Source organism: Streptomyces sp. NPDC053048, assembly GCF_044547045.1.
Classification (GTDB): Bacteria; Actinomycetota; Actinomycetes; order Streptomycetales; family Streptomycetaceae; genus Streptomyces.
In genome coordinates this window covers 321,447-340,757 of the sequence record NZ_JBITZS010000010.1, presented here as the reverse complement: position 1 = coordinate 340,757, position 19,311 = coordinate 321,447, and the positions used below count along the sequence as shown (strand labels likewise).

The following is a 19,311-nucleotide window of genomic DNA, read 5'->3' as shown; positions in this document are numbered from 1 at the left end:
GGCCGTACCCGGCTGCGTAGCGCCGCCGGGGCGGTTCGGTGAGGAAGGATGGGCCGCATGCCCAATCGCCTGGCGCACGAGACGTCCCCGTACCTCCTCCAGCACGCCGACAACCCGGTCGACTGGTGGCCATGGTCCCCCGAGGCCTTCGCCGAGGCCCGGCGCCGCGGCGTGCCCGTGCTGCTCAGCGTGGGGTACTCGAGCTGCCACTGGTGCCATGTGATGGCCCACGAGTCGTTCGAGGACGAGCCGACCGCCGGCTACCTCAACGAGCACTTCGTCTCCGTCAAGGTCGACCGCGAGGAGCGGCCCGACATCGACGCGGTCTACATGGAGGCCGTCCAGGCCGCCACCGGTCAGGGCGGCTGGCCCATGACCGTCTTCCTCACCCCCGACGCCGAGCCCTTCTACTTCGGCACCTACTTCCCGCCCGCCCCGCGGCACGGCATGCCCGGCTTCCGGCAGGTGCTCGAGGGCGTGCGGGCCGCCTGGAACGACCGCCGCGAGGAGGTCGGGCAGGTGGCGCGGCGGATCGTGGGGGACCTGTCCGAGCGGACACTGGCCGTGGACACCTCCGCCCCGCCCGGCCCGCAGGAGCTGCACGCCGCGCTGCTGGGGCTGACCCGTGAGTTCGACGCGGTGCGCGGCGGCTTCGGCGGGGCGCCGAAGTTCCCGCCGTCGATGACGCTCGAGTTCCTGCTGCGCCACCAGGTGCGCACGGGGTCTGAGGCGGCCCTGGAGATGGCGGCCGCGACCTGCGAGGCCATGGCCCGCGGCGGCATCTACGACCAGCTCGGCGGCGGCTTCGCCCGCTACTCGGTGGACGCCACCTGGACCGTGCCCCACTTCGAGAAGATGCTCTACGACAACGCCCTGCTGTGCCGGGCCTACGCCCATCTGTGGCGGGCCACGGGCTCCGGGCTCGCCCGGCGCGTCGCCCTGGAGACGGCGGACTTCATGGTCCGCGAACTGCGCACCGCCCAGGGCGGTTTCGCCTCCGCGCTGGACGCCGACAGCGACGACGGCACCGGCCGGCACGTGGAGGGCGCCTACTACGTGTGGACGCCCCGGCAGCTGCGGGAGGTGCTGGGCGAGGAGGACGCGTCGATCGCCGCGCGGTACTTCGGCGTCACCGAGGAGGGCACCTTCGAGGAGGGGGCCTCCGTGCTCCAGCTGCCCGACACCGACGTGCTCGTCGACGCCGCGAGGATCGCGTCCGTGCGGGAGCGGCTGCTGGCGGCCCGCGACCTGCGGCCCCGCCCCGGACGCGACGACAAGATCGTGGCCGCCTGGAACGGGCTGGCCGTCGCCGCGCTCGCCGAGACCGGCGCCTACTTCGACCGCCCCGACCTCGTCCAGGCCGCCACGGACGCCGCCGACCTGCTCGTACGGACCCACATGGACTGGCACGCGCGGCTGTCGCGCACCTCCCTGGACGGCGTCGCCGGCGGCCACGCGGGCGTGCTGGAGGACTACGCGGACGTCGCCGAGGGCTTCCTCGCGCTGTCGGCGGTCACCGGCGAGGGCGTGTGGGTCGACTTCGCCGGGCTGCTGCTGGACACGGTGCTGGTCCACTTCACCGACGTGGACGGCGCGCTGTTCGACACCGCCGACGACGCCGAGATCCTCATCCGCCGTCCGCAGGACCCCACCGACAACGCCACCCCCTCCGGCTGGACGGCGGCGGCCGGCGCCCTGCTGACGTACGCCGCCTACACCGGCAGCAGCGCCCACCGGGAGGCGGCCGAGAAGGCGCTGGGCGTGGTGCGCACGCTGGGCCCGAGGGCGCCGCGCTTCATCAGCTGGGGGCTCGCGGTGGCCGAGGCGCTGCTCGACGGGCCGCGCGAGGTCGCGGTCGTGGGCCCCGCCGACCACCCCGTCACCCGCCAGCTGCACCACACCGCCCTGCTGTCGACCGCGCCCGGCCTGGCCGTCGCGTTCGGCGAACCGGGGTCGGAGGAGGTGCCGCTGCTGAAGGACCGGCCGCTGCTCGAGGGGCGCCCGGCGGCGTACGTCTGCCGCCGCTTCACATGCGACGCGCCGACGGCGGACCCGAAGGCGCTGGCGCGGCAGCTGGGCGGCTGAGGGAGGCCGACGGGCGGCCGGGGCGGGCAGCGTACCGGGGGCGGTCGGCCGGGGCGGGCCTCAGAGCGTGATGCCGTCGGCCAGGGTGCGCAGGGCGTGGTCGAGCGCCGGGACCAGCAGGTCCTCGGGCTGTCCCTGGTCGACCCAGTACATGAGCACCTCGTTGATCACGGCGAGGACGGCCGCGGCCGCGACGCGCGTCTCCAGGCCGCCGGGCGGGCGGCCGGTGCGCTCGGCCAGGGCGGCGGCCAGCAGGCGGCAGGTCTCGGTCCCGGCCTCCGCCGCCCTGCCGCGCAGCGCGGGCACGTCGTGGATGATCCGGGCGGACTGCTTCAGCTCGGCCGGGTCGCTCTCGAGGGCCTGGCGCACGGCCTCGACGACACCCTGCCGGACGGCCTCCATCGGCGACTCCCCCGCCGGGCGGGCCAGGACGGCCGTGGCCGGCAGCGGGTCGTGCTCGCGCCGGAGGACGAGGTCCTCCTTGGCGGGGAAGTAGCGGAAGACGGTGCTGGGGGAGACGTCGGCGGCCTCGGCGATCCGGTCGACGGGCGTGGCGTCGTATCCGTACTCCTCGAACAGCCGGTAGGCGGCGCGGCGGATCGCCCGGCGGGTCTGGATCTTCTTCCGCTCGCGCAGCCCCAGCGGGGGGCCGGACCGCGGGCCGGAGGACGTCTGTACTGGGGCCATGGACAGCATTCTCCGGCATCGGTCCACGGAGTCGATCTTGTGGTCCCGGCCGTCGGCCCGGCGGTCCGGGGCCGGCGGGGCTTGACGACTCCCTGATTGTCAGTGGGGTGTGTGACCCTGTGTGCGGGGCAGGGGACCGGTCGTAAGGACCGGAAAGGGGAGGGACATGACGATTGCCGCTGTGCTGACCGCCGTGCTCTGTGTCGGCGGGTACGTGCTGCTCGGAGAGCTGGCCGTGGTCGCGGTGGTGCTGGCCGGCGTGGGCGGGCTGACATGGCGGGTGGCCGCGGCCTCCAGGCCACGGCCACCGCGCGGGGCTCGTGCGAGAGCGGCCCTGGCGGGCCGGCGCATCGTGGGTGTGCGCGCCTCAGGCGTGCGAATAGGCCACCAGCGAGATGCCCACGTAGTGCGTGACGAAGGCGGCCAGGGTGAATGAGTGGAACACCTCGTGGAAGCCGAACCACCGGGGGGAGGGATTGGGGCGCTTGATCCCGTAGATCACGCCGCCCGCGGAGTAGAGCAGGCCGCCGACGATCACCAGCACGAGGACGGCGATGCCGCCCTTGCGCAGGAAGTCCGGCAGGAAGAAGACGGCGGCCCAGCCCATCGCGATGTAGCAGGGGGTGTAGAGCCAGCGCGGGGCGCCGACCCAGAAGACGCGGAAGGCGATGCCCGCGGCGGCGGCCGCCCACACGGCCCACAGCAGCAACTGCCCGCGGCCGCCCGGGACCAGCAGCATGGTCAGCGGGGTATAGGTGCCCGCGATGATCAGGAAGATGTTGGCGTGGTCCAGGCGGCGCAGCACGGCCGTCGCGCGCGGGCTCCAGTCGCCGCGGTGGTAGAGCGCGCTGACGCCGAACAGCAGGCAGGCGCTGAGGACGTAGACGGCACAGGCGATGCGGCCGCGGGTGCTGTCGGCCAGGGCGGTCAGGAAGACGCCGGCGATCAGTACGGCGGGGAACATCCCGGCGTGCAGCCAGCCGCGCAGCCGCGGCTTGACCGGTGCGGGGACGTCGGGGCGTGCGGGGGTCGCGGCCCCGGCGGGAGCGGCGGGCGCAGGGGGCGTGGAAGGCGCGACATGCGCTGCGTCGGGCGCGGGAGTCATGCCGGTCATGCTACCTACGGCACCGTAGGTTACGGACAGGTATCACGTGGTGATGCTCACGGGGGTGCCCCCTGGACAGATCGGATGAGTAGTCGGATGATCAAATGAGTGCGGGCGGCACCGGATGAGCGGGTCACGAAGCGTCTGGGTCGCAGCCCCCAAGGGGCATATATGTGCAGAGGCGGACCCCGAGATGAACAACGGGTTCGCTCCACCCTCAAACATCTGACGCCGGGCAAGCGGGCCCCGGCGGAACGGAGCGATCGTGGCGCGCAGTGCTGTGTCTTCTGGGGAAGAACCCCAGACACCCTTGGTCACCGGCACCCCCACCCACCACCAGGGGCTGATCTCCTGGGTCGACGAGATCGCCGCCCTCACCGAGCCGGACCGGGTGGTCTGGTGCGACGGGTCCGAGGCGGAGTACGAGCGCCTGTGCGAGGAGCTCGTCGCCAAGGGCACCTTCCGGAAGCTCGACCCGGTCAAGCGCCCCAACTCCTACTACGCCGCCTCCGACCCCAGCGACGTGGCGCGCGTCGAGGACCGTACGTTCATCTGCTCCGAGAAGGAGGAGGACGCGGGCCCGACCAACCACTGGAAGGCCCCCGCCGAGATGCGGGAGGTCTTCGCCGGCAAGGAGGGCAAGGGCGGCATCTTCCGCGGCTCCATGCGCGGCCGCACCATGTACGTCGTGCCCTTCTGCATGGGCCCGCTCGGCTCGTCGCTCTCCGCGATCGGCGTCGAGATCACCGACTCCGCCTACGTCGCCGTCTCGATGCGCACCATGACCCGCATGGGCCAGGCCGTCCTCGACGAGCTCGGCGGTGACGGCTTCTTCGTCAAGGCCGTCCACACCCTCGGCGCGCCGCTCGCCGAGGGCGAGGCCGACGTGCCCTGGCCGTGCAACTCCACCAAGTACATCTCGCACTTCCCCGAGGACCGCGAGATCTGGTCCTACGGCTCCGGCTACGGCGGCAACGCCCTGCTGGGCAAGAAGTGCTACGCCCTGCGCATCGCCTCGGTCATGGCGCGCGACGAGGGCTGGCTGGCCGAGCACATGCTCATCCTCAAGCTCACCCCGCCGCAGGGCGAGGCCAAGTACGTCGCCGCCGCCTTCCCCTCCGCGTGCGGCAAGACCAACCTCGCCATGCTGGAGCCCACGATCTCCGGCTGGACGGTGGAGACCATCGGCGACGACATCGCCTGGATGCGCTTCGGCGAGGACGGCCGCCTTTACGCCATCAACCCCGAGGCCGGCTTCTTCGGCGTCGCCCCCGGCACCGGCGAGAACACCAACGCCAACGCCATGAAGACCCTCTGGGGCAACTCGGTCTTCACCAACGTCGCCCTCACCGACGACAACGACGTCTGGTGGGAGGGCATGACCGAGGAGAAGCCCGCCCACCTGACCGACTGGCGCGGCAACGACTGGACGCCGGACAGCGGCACCCCCGCCGCCCACCCCAACGCCCGCTTCACGGTGCCCGCCTCGCAGTGCCCGATCATCGCGCCCGAGTGGGAGGACCCCAAGGGCGTGCCGATCTCGGCCATCCTCTTCGGCGGCCGCCGCGCCAGCGCCGTGCCCCTGGTGACGGAGTCCTTCTCCTGGCAGCACGGCGTCTTCCTCGGCGCCAACGTCGCCTCCGAGAAGACCGCCGCCGCCGAGGGCAAGGTCGGCGAGCTGCGCCGCGACCCCTTCGCCATGCTGCCGTTCTGCGGCTACAACATGGGCGACTACATGGGGCATTGGGTGAAGGTGGGCGCCGGCAAGGACCCGTCCAAGCTGCCCCGGATCTACTACGTCAACTGGTTCCGCAAGAACGAGGCGGGCGACTTCGTCTGGCCCGGCTTCGGCGAGAACGGCCGCGTGCTGAAGTGGATCGTCGAGCGCCTCAACGGCACGGCGGACGGCGTGGAGACCCCCATCGGCATCCTGCCGACGAAGGAGTCCCTCGACACGGACGGCCTGCGGCTGGCCGACGCCGACCTCGACCTGCTGCTCAGCGTCGACAAGGACGTCTGGCGCGAGGAGGCGGCGCTGGTGCCCGAGCACCTGAACACCTTCGGCGACCACACCCCGAAGGAGCTGTGGGACGAGTACCGGGCGCTGGTCCAGCGCCTGGGCTGAGCCCGCGCGCGGTCCGGTGAGTGCGCCGGGCGGGCCCTCGGGGCCCGCCCGGCGTCGTCATGCCGCGTCCGGGATGCCCAGCGCCCGCGCGTGCGCGTGCAGGCGTTCCGCCGCCAGGGCCACGCCCGGGGCGTCGCCGCGCTGGGTGGCGACGACCAGGGCCTGGCCGGCGAGGGTGTGGGCCCGCTGGTGCAGGGCCGCGACGCGCTCCGGGGTGGCGGACGCCCTCGTCGGGGCGGCCCGCAGCGGCGCGCCGCCGCCCTGGCGTTCCACCCGTTCGCTGAGCCGCCGGGCGGCGGCGTCCAGCGCGGGGGAGGGGTCCAGCACGCGGAGCTCGTCCGTCACGGTGAGCAGCGCCGTGAGGTGCCCGGCGAAGCGGATGTCCAGCTCCTCCTGGCGGGAGCGGTGTGGGCCGTGTGCGTGGACCGACTTGGTGCGGATCGGTTCGTACATGGATGGCCTCCTGAATACCTCTGAAGGCCATCCTAACTTAGACAGAGTCTAAACTTGGCTGTAGCCCTCGAGGAAGGTGCCGATCCGGGTGACCGCTTCGGCCAGATCCTTGGCGTTCGGCAGCGTGACCAGGCGGAAGTGGTCCGGCTCCGGCCAGTTGAAGCCCGTGCCGTGGACCACCATGATCTTTTCGGCGCGGAGCAGGTCCAGCACCATCTGCCGGTCGTCCTTGATCTTGTAGACCTTGGGGTCCAGGCGCGGGAAGGCGTACAGCGCGCCCTTGGGCTTGACGCACGTGACGCCCGGGATCTGTGTGAGCAGCTCGTGCGCGACGTCGCGCTGCTCCAGCAGCCGGCCGCCCGGGAGCACCAGGTCGTTGATCGACTGCCGGCCGCCGAGGGCCGTGGCCACCGCGTACTGCGCGGGCATGTTGGCGCACAGCCGCATGTTGGCCAGGATCGTCAGGCCCTCGATGTAGCTGTCGGCGTGCGCCTTGGGGCCGCAGACCGCCATCCAGCCGCTGCGGTAGCCGGCCACCCGGTAGGACTTGGACAGGCCGTTGAACGTCAGCGTCAGCAGGTCGGGGGCGATGGCGGCGGTCGGGGTGTGGGTGACGCCGTCGTAGAGGATCTTGTCGTAGATCTCGTCGGAGCAGACGATCAGGTTGTGGCGGCGGGCGATCTCCGTCAGGCCGCGCAGCATCTCGTCGTCGTAGACCGCACCCGTGGGGTTGTTGGGGTTGATGATGACGATGGCCTTGGTGCGGTCGGTGACCTTGCGCTCGATGTCGGCCAGGTCCGGCATCCAGTCCGACTGCTCGTCGCAGCGGTAGTGCACGGCCGTGCCGCCCGCCAGCGAGACGGAGGCGGTCCACAGGGGGTAGTCCGGGGCCGGGACCAGCACCTCGTCGCCGTCGTCGAGCAGCGCCTGCATCGACATCTGGATCAGCTCGGAGACGCCGTTGCCGAGGTAGACGTCCTCGACGGACAACTCGATGCCCTTGGTCTCGTAGTGCTGCACCACCGCGCGCCGGGCGGCGAGCAGCCCCTTGGCGTCGCCGTAGCCGTGCGCGTCGCCGACGTTGCGCAGCATGTCCTCGAGGATCTCCGGCGGGCACTCGAACCCGAAGATCGCGGGGTTGCCGGTGTTCAGCTTGAGGATGCGGTGACCTGCCGCTTCCAGCCGCATGGCCTCCTCGAGCACCGGGCCACGGATTTCGTAGCAGACGTTGGCGAGCTTCGTTGACTGGATCACCTGCATGACGGCCACCATACGGGGACGCCCCACGCCCCGCTCGCCCTTTCCACGCCCGTCGGCGGCGTCCGAGCGGCGCCGGTCAGCGCGTCGGAGCGCGCCGGACGGCGCGGCCCGCCAGGACGTCCGTCCGGCGCCCGTCTTCCATCACAAAGCGTCCGGCAATCAGGACATAAGGAATGCCGGTCGGAAGCGCCCGCGGGGCTTCGAAAGTGGAGCCGGAGGCTACGGATTCCGGATCGAAGAGCACCAGGTCGGCGATGTGTCCGGGCCGCACCAGACCCCGGTCGGGCAGCCGGAGCCGGCGCGCGGGCCGCGACGTGAGATGCGCCACGCACTCCTCGAGCGAGAGCAGTCCCAGCTCGCGCACATACCGGCCGAGGTAGTGCGGAAACGTGCCGTAGGCGCGCGGATGAGGCTTGGCGCCGTGCAGGATGCCGTCGCTCCCGCCCGTGTGCGCGGCATGACGCATGATCGCGCGGACGTTCTCCTCGTGGCCGACGTGCTGCAGGATCGTCGGCCCCAGCCGGTCGGCGATCAGCAGCCGGCGCGCGGTCTCCCACGGCCGCTCGCCCCGCGCGCGGGCGGTGCGGGCCACGGTGCGGCCCACATGCTCCTCGAGACGGGGGTCTGCCACGCCGGAGATCTCCACCGCGTCCCAGTCGACGGGCACCCCGTGACAGCCGTCGGACCCCTCCACCTCCAGCGCGTACCGGATGCGCTCGGCCGTCACGTCGTCCCGCAACCGGGCCAGTACGGCCGCCGGACCGCCCTCGCCCGCCCAGCTCGGCAGCAGGGCGGCGAGCGTGGTGCAGCCGGGGGTGTAGGGGTAGGTGTCGAGGGTGATGTCGGCGCCGGCCGCGAGGGCGGAGTCGAGGAGCGCGAGCAGTTCGGGCGCGCGCCCCTCGTTCACCCGGAAGTTCATGACGGCGTGCGCCAGGTGCAGGGCGCAGCCCGCCCGGCCGGCGACGGCGATCACCTCCTCGTACGCGGCCAGGGCCCCCGCCCCGTACGAGCGGTGATGCGGGCAGTAGTAGCCGCCGTACGCGGCCACCACCCGGCACAGCTCGGTCAGCTCCGCGTCGCTCGCGTACATGCCGGGGGTGTAGGTGAGCCCGGAGGACATCCCCATCGCGCCCTGCCCCAGCCCCTCGGCGACCAGGCGGCGCATGCGGTCCAGCTCGGCGGCGGTGGCGGGCCGGTCGTCCCAGCCGACGGCCAGGGCCCGCACCGTGCCCTGCGGCACGAGGTAGGCGGCGTTGACGGCGATGCCCTGCCGGTCGAGGCGGTCCAGGTACTCGCCGACCGTGCGCCAGTCGAACGTCACGTCCGAGCCGTCACCGTTCCAGCCGGTGATCGCCGTGCGCACCTCGGCGAGCGTGCGGTCGTCGACGGGCGCGTACGACAGGCCGTCCTGGCCGAGCACCTCCAGCGTCACGCCCTGCGCGGCCTTCGCCTCGTGGGCGGGGTCGCGCAGCAGGGCGAGGTCGCTGTGGGCGTGCATGTCGATGAACCCGGGCGCCAGCGCCAAACCGTGCGCGTCGAGCGTCCGGCGCCCCGAGGGCCGGGGCCCCTCGCCCTCGCGCCGGATCTCGGCGATCCGCCCGGCGGCCAGACCGACGTCCGCCCGGTAGGAGGGACCGCCGCTCCCGTCGACCACGCGCGCGTTACGGATGACGAGGTCCATGGGGCCGCCGCCTCAGAAGAACGTGCGGACGTAGTCCGTGACCGTGCCCTCCGCGGTGACCAGGGGGATCAGCGGCCACTTCTCGAAGACGGTGCAGGGATGCGAGACGCCCAGCCCCACCCAGTCCCCGACCTCCAGCCCGGCGCCCTCGGCGACCTCGACGAACGCGTGCTGATCGGCCAGCCCGATCACCGTCAGGCCCTCCGCAGGGCGCGTGGAGCCGTCCCGGGCGGACCGGACGAGCAGCGGCTCGGGCAGGCCCACGTCGTAGGAGACGTCGCGCTTGCCCGCGTTGAGGTAGGCCCGGCCCGGCTCCGGACGGGAGACGACCTGCGCCCACAGCCGCAGGGCGGGCCGCAGTTCGCCCTCCTCCGGGTGGCGGTTGAAGGGGGTCTTGTTCCGGTAGGTGCCGTCGTCGTGCGTGACGTACGCGCCGCTGCGCAGCAGCTTGAGCACCGGCGCCGACAGCGCCGGCAGCTCCGCGAAGACCTCGGCGACCGCGTCGAACCAGGCGCTGCCGCCCGCGCTCACCACGATCTCCTCGACGCCGGCGAAGCGGCCCGCCTTGTCGAAGGCGACCGTCAGCGCGGTGAGCCGGCGCAGCCAGGCCCGTACCAGCTCGCCGTCGGCGCCCGGGATCTCCGCCTCGTAGCCGGCGAAGCCCGCGAGGCGCAGGGTCGAGGTGGCCGCCACGGCGTCGGCGATCAGCTCGCAGTCGGCGTCGTCGCGCACGCCGGTGCGCCCGCCGGCCGCGCCGAGCTCGATGACGACCTCGAGCGGGCGGGCCACGGCGGCCTCGCGCAGGGCGGCGTCCATCAGCTCCACGCCGCGCACGGAGTCGACGTAGGTGACGAGCCGGAAGTCCGGGTCGGCGGCCAGCTCGGCGGCGAGCCAGCGCAGCGCGGCCGGGTCGACGACCTCGTTGGCGAGGAAGATCCGGCGCACGCCGAAGGCCCGGTAGACGCGGACCTGGGCGGGGACGGCGGCGGTGATGCCCCAGGCGCCGTGCTCGAGCTGGCGCTGGAAGAGGCGCGGGGCCATGGTGGTCTTGCCGTGCGGGGCGAAGGCCAGGCCGTGCCCGGCGGACCAGCGCTCCATGACGGCGAGGTTGTGGTCGAGCGCCTCGGCCGACAGGGTGAGCACCGGCGTGGTGAATCCGCCGGTGAACAGGGAACGGCGCTCGGCGGCCAGTTCGCCGACAGTGGTGCCTTCGGCGTCCGGGGGCAGCCCCTTGAAGCGGTGGTCGACCCGCTCCTCGGCGAGGCGGGCGACGGCGTCGTCGGCTATGGCGGCCATGGGGCCTCCCGTCGGATCGTGTTGCAACATCCGCAACGTTCATTGCGTGGGGCGCTCGCCGCTGTCTAACATCCCCGCAGGTAGCGGGTCAACGCCTCAACGGTACGCAACGTACGCAAAGGGCCGCGCTGACCGATCGGACACGACCCAGGGGGGTGCCATGGCCGGCGGGGACGTCGTGGCCGAGCGGGACGTGGTGGACGTCGTGTGCCTCGGCGAGTCCCTGGTCGCCTTCCGGCCCTCGACGGCCGGTCCCCTCGCCGGCGTGCCGTCGTTCACGCGCGGCATCGGCGGCGCCGAGTCGAACACCGCCTGCGCCCTGGCCGCTTGGGGACACCGCGTGCGCTGGATCGGCCGGGTCGGCGCGGACGGATTCGGCACGCACCTCCTGCGGACCATCGCCTCCCACGGCGTCGACACCTCCCTCGCGCAGCGCGACCCGGACCGGCCGACCGGCGTCTACTTCCGCACGGCCGGGGAGCGGGCCCCGACGGACGGCCGCGACGGCGTCCCCACCCCGTACGCCGAAGTCGCCTACTACCGCGCCGGTTCCGCCGCCTCGGCCATGGCACCGGACGTCATCGCCCGCGAGGCCGCCTGGTCGGGCCGCGTCCTGCATCTGAGTGGCATCACCGCCGCGCTCTCGGCCGGCTGCCTGGCGCTGCTGCGGCGGCTGACGGAACACGCCCCCGGCCGGCCGCTCGTCTCCTTCGACGTCAACTACCGGGCACAGCTGTGGCGGAACGCGCCGAAGGGCCCGGACGTCCTGGCCGAGCTGGCCCGCCGCTGCGACCTCGTCCTCGTCGGCGAGGACGAGGCGGAGGCGGCGTGGGGCCTGCGCGGCGCCGACGCCGTACGGGACGCGCTGCCCGAGCCCGCCGTGCTCGTCGTCAAAAGAGGCGCCGAAGGGGCCGTCGCGTACACCGGCGGCGAGGCCGTCGCCGTCCGCGCGCCCGCCGTCGACGTCGTCGCGCCCGTCGGCGCCGGCGACGCGTTCGCCGCCGGGTTCCTCTCCGCGACCCTGCGCGGACTGCCGCCGGCCGCCCGGCTGCGCCACGGGCACCTCGCGGCCGCCGCCGCCCTCACCGTCGCGGGCGACCTCGGGGCGCCGCCCACGCGCGCGTACGCCGACGCGCTGGCGGGACTGGACGCCGGCGCCTGGGGGAGACTGCGACTCGGGCCCGGCTGGACGGAGCCCGCACACGGAGGGGAACACGGGGAACACACCGCATGAGCCAGACCGTCGACCGCGCCCTGAGCATCCTGCCGCTCCTCGCCGAGGGCCCCGCCAACCTCGAACAGGTGGCGAACCGCCTCGGCGTGCACAAGTCCACCGCACTGCGCCTGCTGCGCACCCTGCACCGGCACGGCATCGTCCACCGGCAGCCGGACCAGCGCTACCGGCTGGGCGCCCGCCTCTTCGCCCTCGCCCAGCAGGCCGCCGAGAGCCTGGACGTCCGCGAGATCGCCCATCCCCACCTCGTCGCCCTCAACGAGAAGTGCGGCCACACCGTGCACCTGGCGGTGTACGAGGAGAACGAGGTGGTCTACATCGACAAGGTCGAGAGCCGCTACCCCGTGCGGATGTACTCCCGCATCGGCAAGCCCGTCGCGATCACCGTCGCCGCCGTCGCCAAGCTGCTGCTGGCCGACCTGCCCGAGCCCGAGCGCCGGGCCGTCGCCGAGCGGCTGGACTACCCCGCCTACACCTCCCGCTCGACCCCGGACGCCGCCGCGTTCCTCGAGGAGCTGGCGGCCGTGCGGGAGCGGGGCTGGGCCACCGACTTCGGCGGCCACGAGGAGTCGATCAACTGCGTCGGGGCACCGGTCCGCGGCGTGGACGGGCGGGTGGTCGCCGCCTGTTCGGTCTCCGCGCCGAACGTCGTCGTCACCGCCGACGAACTCCTCGCACTGCTCCCGCTGGTCCGCCGCACGGCGGACGCGATCAGCGCCGAGTACTCCGGAAGCACCCCACCCACGAAGGCGATGTCATGACCGAGAAGACAGCCGTCACCCCGGCCGGCCACACCACCCCGCCCGCCCGGTTCTCCCACGGCGTGCGCAAGGGGAACATCCTGCAGGTCGCCGGCCAGGTCGGCTTCCTCCCGGCGCAGGAGGGCAGGGCGCCGGTCGTGGCCGGGCCGGCCCTGCGCGAGCAGACCCTGCAGACCCTCGCCAATGTCCGGGCGGTGCTCGAGGCGGGCGGCGCGACCTGGGAGGACGTGCTGATGCTGCGCGTCTATCTCACCGACACCGCCCACTTCGCCGAGTTCAACGAGATCTGGGACGACTTCTTCGCCGGTCTGAAGGAGGCACCGGCGGCGCGCACGACCGTCTACGTCGGCCTGCCCGCGGGCCTGCTCGTCGAGATCGACGCGCTGGCCGTGCTGGGCTGACGCCGCGCACACGGGCGCACGCACGGACGCACGCACGGGCGCCGGGCGGGCCACGACCGGCCCGTCCGGCGCCACTGCGAAGGGGTTCACCCGAGGCGGTTCAGGCGCAGTACTGCGCCTCCTTGCCGATGGACCGGTACATGCAGTCCGCGTTCTCCAGCAGCTGCAGCACCGCGTCCCGGTTGCGGGCCGTCTCCCGGTCGATCACCTCGTCCGGCGGGTAGAAGCCGCCGTTGCCCGAGGACGGGTACATCTCGAACGTGTACCCGAAGATCTTCTGGTCGCCCCACAGCCAGTCGTCGATCGTGCCGTCCGTGATGTAGAGGTCGCTGGACTGCTCGGGCGTGTAGCCGTTGCTCGCGGCCATGGACTTGCCGACGGCCGCGAACGCGTCGCGCTCGTCCCGGGTCATGCCGGGCGCGGTGTCGTCGTACGTCCAGCCGAACGGCCAGAGCACCAGCTCGCTGTAGGTGTGGAAGTCGATGGCGGCCGTGATCCGCTGCTTGCCGCCCACGATCCGGCTGCGCACGAAGTCGGCGACGACCTTCACCTCGGGGGCGGACTCGGGCCCGGTGCCCCGGTAGGTCTCGGAGCCCGTACTGCCGGAGGAACCGCCGCAGCAGCCCCACTTGTAGTTCCAGTTGCGGTTGAGGTCGGTGCCGCGGGCGGTGGAGCCGGCGTTGGGCTGGCGGTTCTTGCGCCAGCTGCGGTAGCTGCCGGTGGCGATGTCGTATTCGCCACCGTCGGGGTTGACGTCGGGCACGACCCAGATGACCCGCTCGTCCACCATCTTCGTGACGCGCGCGTCCTTGCCGTACGTGCTGCCGAACTCCTTGATCAGGTAGAGCGCCATCTCCACCGTCAGGTGCTCACGGGCGTGCTGGTGGGCGGTGAAGAGCACCTCGGGCTTGGCCGCGGTCCTGCCCGGCGGCTTCTTCGCGCCGTTGGTGATCTTCACGGCGACGATGTCCCGGCCCTCGTAGGACCGGCCGATGACCTGCTTGCTCATGATGGAGGGGTGCGCGGCGACGTCGGCGTCGACCTCGGCCATCGCCTCCTTGTAGTTGTGGTACTTCGCGTCCGCGGGCGGGAAGTCGAACGGCACGGGCGCTCGGCCGTCGCGGCGGTCGGGCGGGCCGGGCAGCACGCGCAGCGCGTAGCCCATCCGGCGGATGCGCTCGGCCTGCCGGGCGTCGGCCGTGACGACGACGGAGCCGTGGCGCACGGCGTCGACGGACGCTCCGGTCGCGGCGACGGCGGTGCGCTCGGTGGGCGTCCGCGGGCCGGTGACCTCGTACTCGCGGGTGCGCTCGGCGTCGGGGGCGGCCACGCTGTCCGAGGACGCCGGCGTGGCCATGGCCAGAGCGAGCAGGCCGGTGACGACGGCGGTCGCCAGTCTGCCGTTCAGCCGGCGGGGGTGGGGGGTCCGGGGTCGCATGAGACCTCCTGAGGGGTCCGTTCGTGCGACGGATGCGGTGGGTGAGCCTTCCCAGTGTTCGATTGATGACATGCACGGGTCAAGACTCGCCGGATGGGTGAATCCGGCCAACTTCCCCATCACTTCAGAGCGGCTGATTGCCGCGCGGCCCCACCCGCCCCAACAATGCACACGTCAAAGCGTCAAAACTGATGGGCTTTTGATCGGAGAGGACCACCCCCCATGCGACGACCTCTCGTTGGTGCACTCACGACGCTGCTGCTCACCGGAACCGGTGTCGTGGGCGTCGGCGCAGGCTCCGCCACCGCCGCCCCGCAGAGCGAGCCGAAGGCCGCGAAGACCAAGGCCGTCGACTTCGCCGGCACGGTCGCGCTCAGCAACTGTTCCGGCTCGCTCATCCGCCTGCCCGGCTCCGCCGACAACGACCCCGCACTGGTGATGACCAACGGCCACTGCCTGGAGAGCGGCATGCCGGGCGCCGGCGAGGTCATCACCGACCAGCCCTCCGCGCGGACCTTCAGCCTGCTCAACGCGACCGCCGGCAAGGTCGCCACGCTGCGCGCCACCAAGATCTCGTACGCCACGATGACCGACACCGACGTCGCCCTGTACGAGCTCGACACCACCTACGCCAAGGTCAAGCAGCAGTACGGCATCAACGCGCTGAGCCTGTCGGGCGACCGCCCGGCGGCCGGGACACCCATAAAGGTCGTCTCCGGCTACTGGAAGCGGATCTACTCCTGCAACGTCGACGGCTTCGTCCACGAGCTCCGCGAGGGCGACTGGACCTGGAAGGACTCGCTGCGCTACACCCCCTCCTGCAAGACCATAGGCGGCACCTCCGGCTCGCCCGTCGTCGACGTGAACACCGGCAAGGTCGTCGCCGTCAACAACACCGGCAACGAGAGCGGCGAGCGCTGCACCGTCAACAACCCCTGCGAGGTCGACGAGAACGGCACCGTCACCGTCCGCCGCGGCACCAACTACGCCCAGCAGACCTACGGCATCGGCAAGTGCTTCGCCCCCGGCAACAAGCTCGACCTCGGGCTGCCGGGCTGCGCCCTGCCCAAGCCGACCGAGGAGGAGGCGGTGGCGGCGCTCCGCTGACGCACGTCCCCGCTGTACCGGACGGGCCGTACCCCGGCCCGTCCGGCGGCATTTCACCGGTCCGTCAAGGGGTTCCGGGCGGGGCCACCGGCTCGTGGGGCAAACATCGAGGAACGGTTCTCAGCCGCTCCATTCGTGGATAAAGTGCGGAGGCACCAGCACCGGGCAGTATCGATCTGCGACCGCCGGAGCCCCCGCGGCCGGAGTGAACGGGGAAGCCGACGTGCCGATTGCGATAGCGGTCACCAGCTCCGACCTGGTGCTGCCGCCGCCCGGCGGGCCCGTCCCCACCGCCGCCGTGCTCCAGCCGCCCGAGGAACAGCCGCTGGAGACCGCCGTGGCCCAGGCGGCCCACCTGCTCGAGCGGTGCGGCCATCTGGTCGTGCTCTACCCCGACTCCCTGCCGGTCACCTACGTGCGCCGCCTGCACACCGTGCGGTCCGTCCTGGAGAGCGACCGCGTCGCCCTCCTCCCGGTGGGGCTGCCACCGCTCGCGGTGGGCGTACTGGCCCGCCAGTTACGCCAGTTGTCCGTCTCCGACCTCAGCCCCGGCGTGCTCGCCTCCGCCGCCCGGCTGCTCGCCCACTACATCTACGCCGGCGCCGAGCTGGCCTCGGTCGCCCGGCTCGACAGGGTGGACGTGGGGCTCGGCGCGCACGTCGCCTCGCTGCTGCCCGGCGCCCACTTCGGGGTCGTGGTCAACCCGGCCGCCCGCCTGGTCCGCCCGGGTACCGGTGAACTGCCCGACGGCCCCGGCTTCGCCACCCGCATGACGGTCGCCCGCGGCAGGCCCCGCAAGGGCGAGGACTGGGTCACCGACGCCGTGGCCCCGCACTGGCGGGTCCAGGGCGTGCAGGAGATCTTCCCGCTGCCCGCCGAGTCCCGCCGCTGGTGGGGCACCCCCCGGGCCGTCGAGTTCGCCGCCGCCATCCCCGACCCCTCCGTGCTGTACCAGCTCGTGGCCTCCGTACGCCGGGAGGAGTGCCACTGGTGCGGCCTCGAACTCATCGGTGACCGCTGCGGGTTCTGCTCCGCGCCCGTGGCGCGCGGCGACCGCGCCATCGGCCCGCCCCGCACCGCCGGCCGGACGGCGATCGGCCACTGAGCCCGCCGCGCCGCCCTCCGGCACCCGCCCCCGCCGCTCCCGCCGTCCCCGATTCATGAAGCCCCCGACGATCACGAAGCCCCCCGACCGAGGCCCAACGAGGTTCGCCGCCCCATGAATTCACGTCAGCGCCGCGGGATCGTCCTGCTGGCCCTTTCGGCCCTCTGTGCCCTCGGCGCGTTCGCCGGGGTGTTCGCGGTGATCGAGGACGCCGAGTCGAAGGTCGGCCCCGAGGTCACCGCCTACCGGCTGAAGACCGACGTCCCCGCCTACCGGGACCTGGAACCCGGTGAGTTCGAGCAGATCTCCATGCCCCGGCGCTGGCTCCCCGCCACGGCCGTCACCGACCTCTCGGCCGTGCGCGGCAAGATCGCCGTGACGCCGCTGCGCAAGGGGTCCCTGCTGCAGCAGGACATGATCGTCGCCCGGCCCGCGCTGGCCGCGGGCCAGCAGGAGATCGCCATCATGATCGACGCGGCCACGGGCGTCGCCGGCAAGATCATGCCGGGCTCGAAGGTCAACATCTACGCCACCTTCGACGGCAAGGAGCAGGGCGCCAAACCCGTCTCCAAGGTCATCGTCACCGGCGCCCGGGTCATCGACGTCGGCAGGCTGACCCCCCTCAAGCGGGACGGCGACGGCCGCGGCGCCACCACCACCCGGCAGGCCGGCGAGGCGGTGCCGATCACGTTCGCCCTCGACACCAAGGACGCCCAGCGCGTCGCGTACGCCGAGTCGTTCGCCGCCCACGTCCGGCTCGCCCTCGTCGCGCCGGGCGGCGAGGCGGCGGTGGGCGGCGGCGACCGCACGTACACCCTCGACGGCGACAAGTAGCCCGGACGGCGAGAAGCGATCCGGACGGCGACAAGCAGTCCAACGGTTGTTGTGGATGGAGGCAGGCCCACGGTGACGATCAGAATCCTCCCGGCCGTCGGCGACCCGGACGCCGCCCGCGTCATCGCCGGGCTGCTCGACCGGCTCCCCGGCGTCGAGCCGCTGCGGACCGTCGGCGACTCGGCCCGCCTGCTGGACACGCTCGCCGTGCTGGCGGCCGCCTCGGTCGGGGAGCTGCCCGAGGTCGTGCTCGTCCACGAGCGCCTGGGGCCCGTCCCCGCCCTCGAGCTGATCCGCGAGATCGCCCTGCGCTTCCCCGCCACCGGCGTCATCCTGCTCAGCGCCGAGGCCGGGCCCGCGCTGTACGCCGCCGCCATGGACTGCGGCGCGCGCGGCCTGGCCGCGCTGCCGCTGTCGTACGAGGAGCTGGTCGCGCGCGTGCAGGCCGCCGCCCACTGGGCCACCGGCGTCCGCCGCCACCTGGGCGCGCCGGACGACGGCCTCGCGGGCGGTGGCAACGGGCCCGGCGGCAGGCTCGTCGCGGTCGCCGGAGCCAAGGGCGGGGTCGGCACGACCGTCACGGCCGTGCAGCTGGCCCTCGCCGCCCGCGCCGCCGGGCGCAGCGTCGCCCTGGCCGACCTCGACCTGCAGTCCGGAGACGTCGCCTCCTACCTGGACGTGCAGTTCCGCCGGTCGGTCGCCGACCTCGCGGGCATCAGCGACATCTCGCCGCGCGTCCTGCAGGACGCCGTCTTCCCGCACCCCACAGGCCTGGGCCTGCTGCTGGCCCCGGCGGAGGGCGAGCGCGGCGAGGAGGTCGGCGACCTCGCCTCCCGGCAGATCACCGCCGCCCTGCGCGGCCGGTACGACGTCGTGGTCGTCGACTGCGGCAGCCACATCACGGCGGCGGGCGCTGCGGTCATCGAGACGGCCGACGTGGCGTTACTGGTCACGACGCCGGACGTGGTGTCCGTACGGGCAGCCAAGCGCATGGTCCGGCTGTGGGAACGGCTGCAGATCCGCAAGGCCGAGGAGACGACGACCGTGGTCAACCGACACACCCGCAACGCCGAGATCCAGCCGCCCCTCGTCGCCCGCACCACGGGCACGCGCACCGCCCGCACCACGGTCCCGGCCGGCTACAAGGAGCTGCAGAGCGCGGTGGACTCCGGGCGCATGCAGGACCTGGACGCCAGATCGGGCGTGCGGCAGGCGCTGTGGGCGCTGGCGGGCGAGCTCGGGCTGGCCGCGCCGGCGGCCGGCGGCGGGCGGCTGCCGCGGGGCGGCGCGGCCCACGCCCACGCCGGGCGGCGGCGCGCCATAGGGGGTGGCGGCGGGGGCGGTACGGGCCCGGACCAGCTGGCGCCCGTGCCGGTGAGCCGCTTCCGCAGGCGCGGGGGCGGCGACCGGGGGCAGATGGCGGTGGAGTTCGCGGGTGTGCTGCCGCTGATCCTGGTCGCCCTGGCGGTGGTCTGGCAGTGCGTCCTGGTCGGCTACTCCTACTCGCTCGCCGGGCACGCGGCCGACAAGGGCGCGCGGGCGGGGGCGGTGGGCCGCGACTGCACGGCGGCGGCCGTCTCGGACCTGCCGGGCGCGTGGCGCGGCGAGCCGCGCTGCGGCCCGGACGGCGAGGTGTACCGGGCGAGCGTGCGCCTGCGGGTGCCGGTGCTCTTCCCGGGCGCGGTCAACTGGCCGTGGCCGGTGGAGAGTACGGCCGGTGTGGCGCGGGAGGACTGAGG

16 protein-coding genes are annotated in these 19,311 nt (G+C 73.2%); 9 read left to right on the top strand and 7 right to left on the bottom strand.

Annotated features, from left to right (window positions below):
- Nucleotides 1-57 precede the first annotated feature (57 nt).
- On the top strand, nucleotides 58-2,085 hold the full coding sequence (locus ACIG36_RS27505; RefSeq protein ID WP_399933249.1) for a thioredoxin domain-containing protein: 2,028 nt from the start codon (nucleotides 58-60) through the stop codon (nucleotides 2,083-2,085).
- 60 nt (nucleotides 2,086-2,145) lie between these two features.
- Here the strand turns inward: ACIG36_RS27505 and ACIG36_RS27500 are convergent, their stop codons facing one another.
- The gene (locus ACIG36_RS27500) at nucleotides 2,146-2,772 is read right to left on the bottom strand and encodes a TetR/AcrR family transcriptional regulator (RefSeq protein ID WP_399933247.1); all 627 of its coding nucleotides are present in this window, start codon (nucleotides 2,770-2,772) and stop codon (nucleotides 2,146-2,148) included.
- Nucleotides 2,773-3,139: 367 nt separating this feature from the next.
- Nucleotides 3,140-3,877 carry a hemolysin III family protein gene (locus tag ACIG36_RS27495; RefSeq protein WP_399933244.1) on the bottom strand — a complete coding sequence of 246 codons (738 nt, stop codon included), beginning with the start codon at nucleotides 3,875-3,877 and terminating at the stop codon, nucleotides 3,140-3,142.
- Nucleotides 3,878-4,142: 265 nt separating this feature from the next.
- Between ACIG36_RS27495 and ACIG36_RS27490 the strand changes: the two genes are divergently transcribed.
- Nucleotides 4,143-6,002, top strand: a complete 1,860-nt coding sequence (locus ACIG36_RS27490; protein WP_399933241.1) for a phosphoenolpyruvate carboxykinase (GTP) — start codon at nucleotides 4,143-4,145, stop codon at nucleotides 6,000-6,002.
- A gap of 57 nt (nucleotides 6,003-6,059) precedes the next feature.
- Here the strand turns inward: ACIG36_RS27490 and ACIG36_RS27485 are convergent, their stop codons facing one another.
- The 4 genes from ACIG36_RS27485 to ACIG36_RS27470 all read right to left on the bottom strand — a co-directional run bounded on the left by ACIG36_RS27485 (nucleotide 6,060) and on the right by ACIG36_RS27470 (nucleotide 10,692).
- Entirely contained in the window at nucleotides 6,060-6,455 is a 396-nt protein-coding gene (locus ACIG36_RS27485) for a hypothetical protein (protein ID WP_399933239.1), read from the bottom strand.
- A 48-nt stretch (nucleotides 6,456-6,503) separates the two neighbouring features.
- Nucleotides 6,504-7,715: a pyridoxal phosphate-dependent aminotransferase gene (locus ACIG36_RS27480; protein ID WP_399933236.1), complete on the bottom strand. Its 1,212-nt coding sequence runs from the start codon at nucleotides 7,713-7,715 to the stop codon at nucleotides 6,504-6,506.
- Between the two features lie 76 nt (nucleotides 7,716-7,791).
- Nucleotides 7,792-9,396: an amidohydrolase family protein gene (locus ACIG36_RS27475; protein ID WP_399933233.1), complete on the bottom strand. Its 1,605-nt coding sequence runs from the start codon at nucleotides 9,394-9,396 to the stop codon at nucleotides 7,792-7,794.
- Nucleotides 9,397-9,408: 12 nt separating this feature from the next.
- Entirely contained in the window at nucleotides 9,409-10,692 is a 1,284-nt protein-coding gene (locus ACIG36_RS27470; protein ID WP_399933230.1) for an amino acid deaminase, read from the bottom strand.
- A 160-nt stretch (nucleotides 10,693-10,852) separates the two neighbouring features.
- Between ACIG36_RS27470 and ACIG36_RS27465 the strand changes: the two genes are divergently transcribed.
- From ACIG36_RS27465 to ACIG36_RS27455, 3 genes are read left to right on the top strand one after another with little or no spacing between them, the layout of a single operon-like run.
- Entirely contained in the window at nucleotides 10,853-11,926 is a 1,074-nt protein-coding gene (locus ACIG36_RS27465) for a sugar kinase (RefSeq protein ID WP_399933227.1), read from the top strand.
- Nucleotides 11,923-12,687 (top strand): IclR family transcriptional regulator, encoded by a 765-nt coding sequence (locus ACIG36_RS27460; RefSeq protein WP_399933224.1) that lies wholly within the window; start codon nucleotides 11,923-11,925, stop codon nucleotides 12,685-12,687. Before ACIG36_RS27465 ends, ACIG36_RS27460 begins: the two co-directional genes overlap by 4 nt.
- Nucleotides 12,684-13,088: a RidA family protein gene (locus tag ACIG36_RS27455; RefSeq protein WP_399933221.1), complete on the top strand. Its 405-nt coding sequence runs from the start codon at nucleotides 12,684-12,686 to the stop codon at nucleotides 13,086-13,088. The genes ACIG36_RS27460 and ACIG36_RS27455 overlap by 4 nt, the downstream gene beginning before the upstream one ends.
- Nucleotides 13,089-13,188: 100 nt before the next feature.
- On the opposite strand, the gene ACIG36_RS27450 is transcribed toward ACIG36_RS27455, so the two are convergent.
- Nucleotides 13,189-14,526, bottom strand: coding sequence for a M14 family metallopeptidase (locus tag ACIG36_RS27450; RefSeq protein ID WP_399933218.1), 1,338 nt, complete (start codon nucleotides 14,524-14,526; stop codon nucleotides 13,189-13,191).
- A 222-nt stretch (nucleotides 14,527-14,748) separates the two neighbouring features.
- Between ACIG36_RS27450 and ACIG36_RS27445 the strand changes: the two genes are divergently transcribed.
- The 4 genes from ACIG36_RS27445 (at nucleotide 14,749) to ACIG36_RS27430 (ending at nucleotide 19,309) form a co-directional block, all read left to right on the top strand.
- Complete coding sequence (locus tag ACIG36_RS27445) at nucleotides 14,749-15,633, top strand: trypsin-like serine peptidase (RefSeq protein ID WP_399933215.1); 885 nt, start codon at nucleotides 14,749-14,751, stop codon at nucleotides 15,631-15,633.
- A 223-nt stretch (nucleotides 15,634-15,856) separates the two neighbouring features.
- Nucleotides 15,857-16,738 carry a hypothetical protein gene (locus ACIG36_RS27440; RefSeq protein ID WP_399933212.1) on the top strand — a complete coding sequence of 294 codons (882 nt, stop codon included), beginning with the start codon at nucleotides 15,857-15,859 and terminating at the stop codon, nucleotides 16,736-16,738.
- 114 nt (nucleotides 16,739-16,852) lie between these two features.
- Nucleotides 16,853-17,572 (top strand): Flp pilus assembly protein CpaB, encoded by a 720-nt coding sequence (cpaB, locus tag ACIG36_RS27435; RefSeq protein ID WP_399933209.1) that lies wholly within the window; start codon nucleotides 16,853-16,855, stop codon nucleotides 17,570-17,572.
- A gap of 72 nt (nucleotides 17,573-17,644) precedes the next feature.
- Nucleotides 17,645-19,309 carry a P-loop NTPase gene (locus ACIG36_RS27430; protein WP_399933205.1) on the top strand — a complete coding sequence of 555 codons (1,665 nt, stop codon included), beginning with the start codon at nucleotides 17,645-17,647 and terminating at the stop codon, nucleotides 19,307-19,309.
- Nucleotides 19,310-19,311 lie beyond the last annotated feature (2 nt).

Bases quoted from the DNA above. Each gene is read 5' to 3' on its own strand.
- ACIG36_RS27505 (WP_399933249.1), top strand. From the start codon at position 58: ATGCCCAATCGCCTGGCGCACGAGACGTCCCCGTACCTCCTCCAGCAC.
- ACIG36_RS27500 (WP_399933247.1), bottom strand. From the start codon at position 2,772: ATGGCCCCAGTACAGACGTCCTCCGGCCCGCGGTCCGGCCCCCCGCTG.
- ACIG36_RS27495 (WP_399933244.1), bottom strand. From the start codon at position 3,877: ATGACTCCCGCGCCCGACGCAGCGCATGTCGCGCCTTCCACGCCCCCT.
- ACIG36_RS27485 (WP_399933239.1), bottom strand. From the start codon at position 6,455: ATGTACGAACCGATCCGCACCAAGTCGGTCCACGCACACGGCCCACAC.
- ACIG36_RS27480 (WP_399933236.1), bottom strand. From the start codon at position 7,715: ATGCAGGTGATCCAGTCAACGAAGCTCGCCAACGTCTGCTACGAAATC.
- ACIG36_RS27475 (WP_399933233.1), bottom strand. From the start codon at position 9,396: ATGGACCTCGTCATCCGTAACGCGCGCGTGGTCGACGGGAGCGGCGGT.
- ACIG36_RS27470 (WP_399933230.1), bottom strand. From the start codon at position 10,692: ATGGCCGCCATAGCCGACGACGCCGTCGCCCGCCTCGCCGAGGAGCGG.
- ACIG36_RS27465 (WP_399933227.1), top strand. From the start codon at position 10,853: ATGGCCGGCGGGGACGTCGTGGCCGAGCGGGACGTGGTGGACGTCGTG.
- ACIG36_RS27460 (WP_399933224.1), top strand. From the start codon at position 11,923: ATGAGCCAGACCGTCGACCGCGCCCTGAGCATCCTGCCGCTCCTCGCC.
- ACIG36_RS27455 (WP_399933221.1), top strand. From the start codon at position 12,684: ATGACCGAGAAGACAGCCGTCACCCCGGCCGGCCACACCACCCCGCCC.
- ACIG36_RS27450 (WP_399933218.1), bottom strand. From the start codon at position 14,526: ATGCGACCCCGGACCCCCCACCCCCGCCGGCTGAACGGCAGACTGGCG.
- ACIG36_RS27445 (WP_399933215.1), top strand. From the start codon at position 14,749: ATGCGACGACCTCTCGTTGGTGCACTCACGACGCTGCTGCTCACCGGA.
- cpaB (WP_399933209.1), top strand. From the start codon at position 16,853: ATGAATTCACGTCAGCGCCGCGGGATCGTCCTGCTGGCCCTTTCGGCC.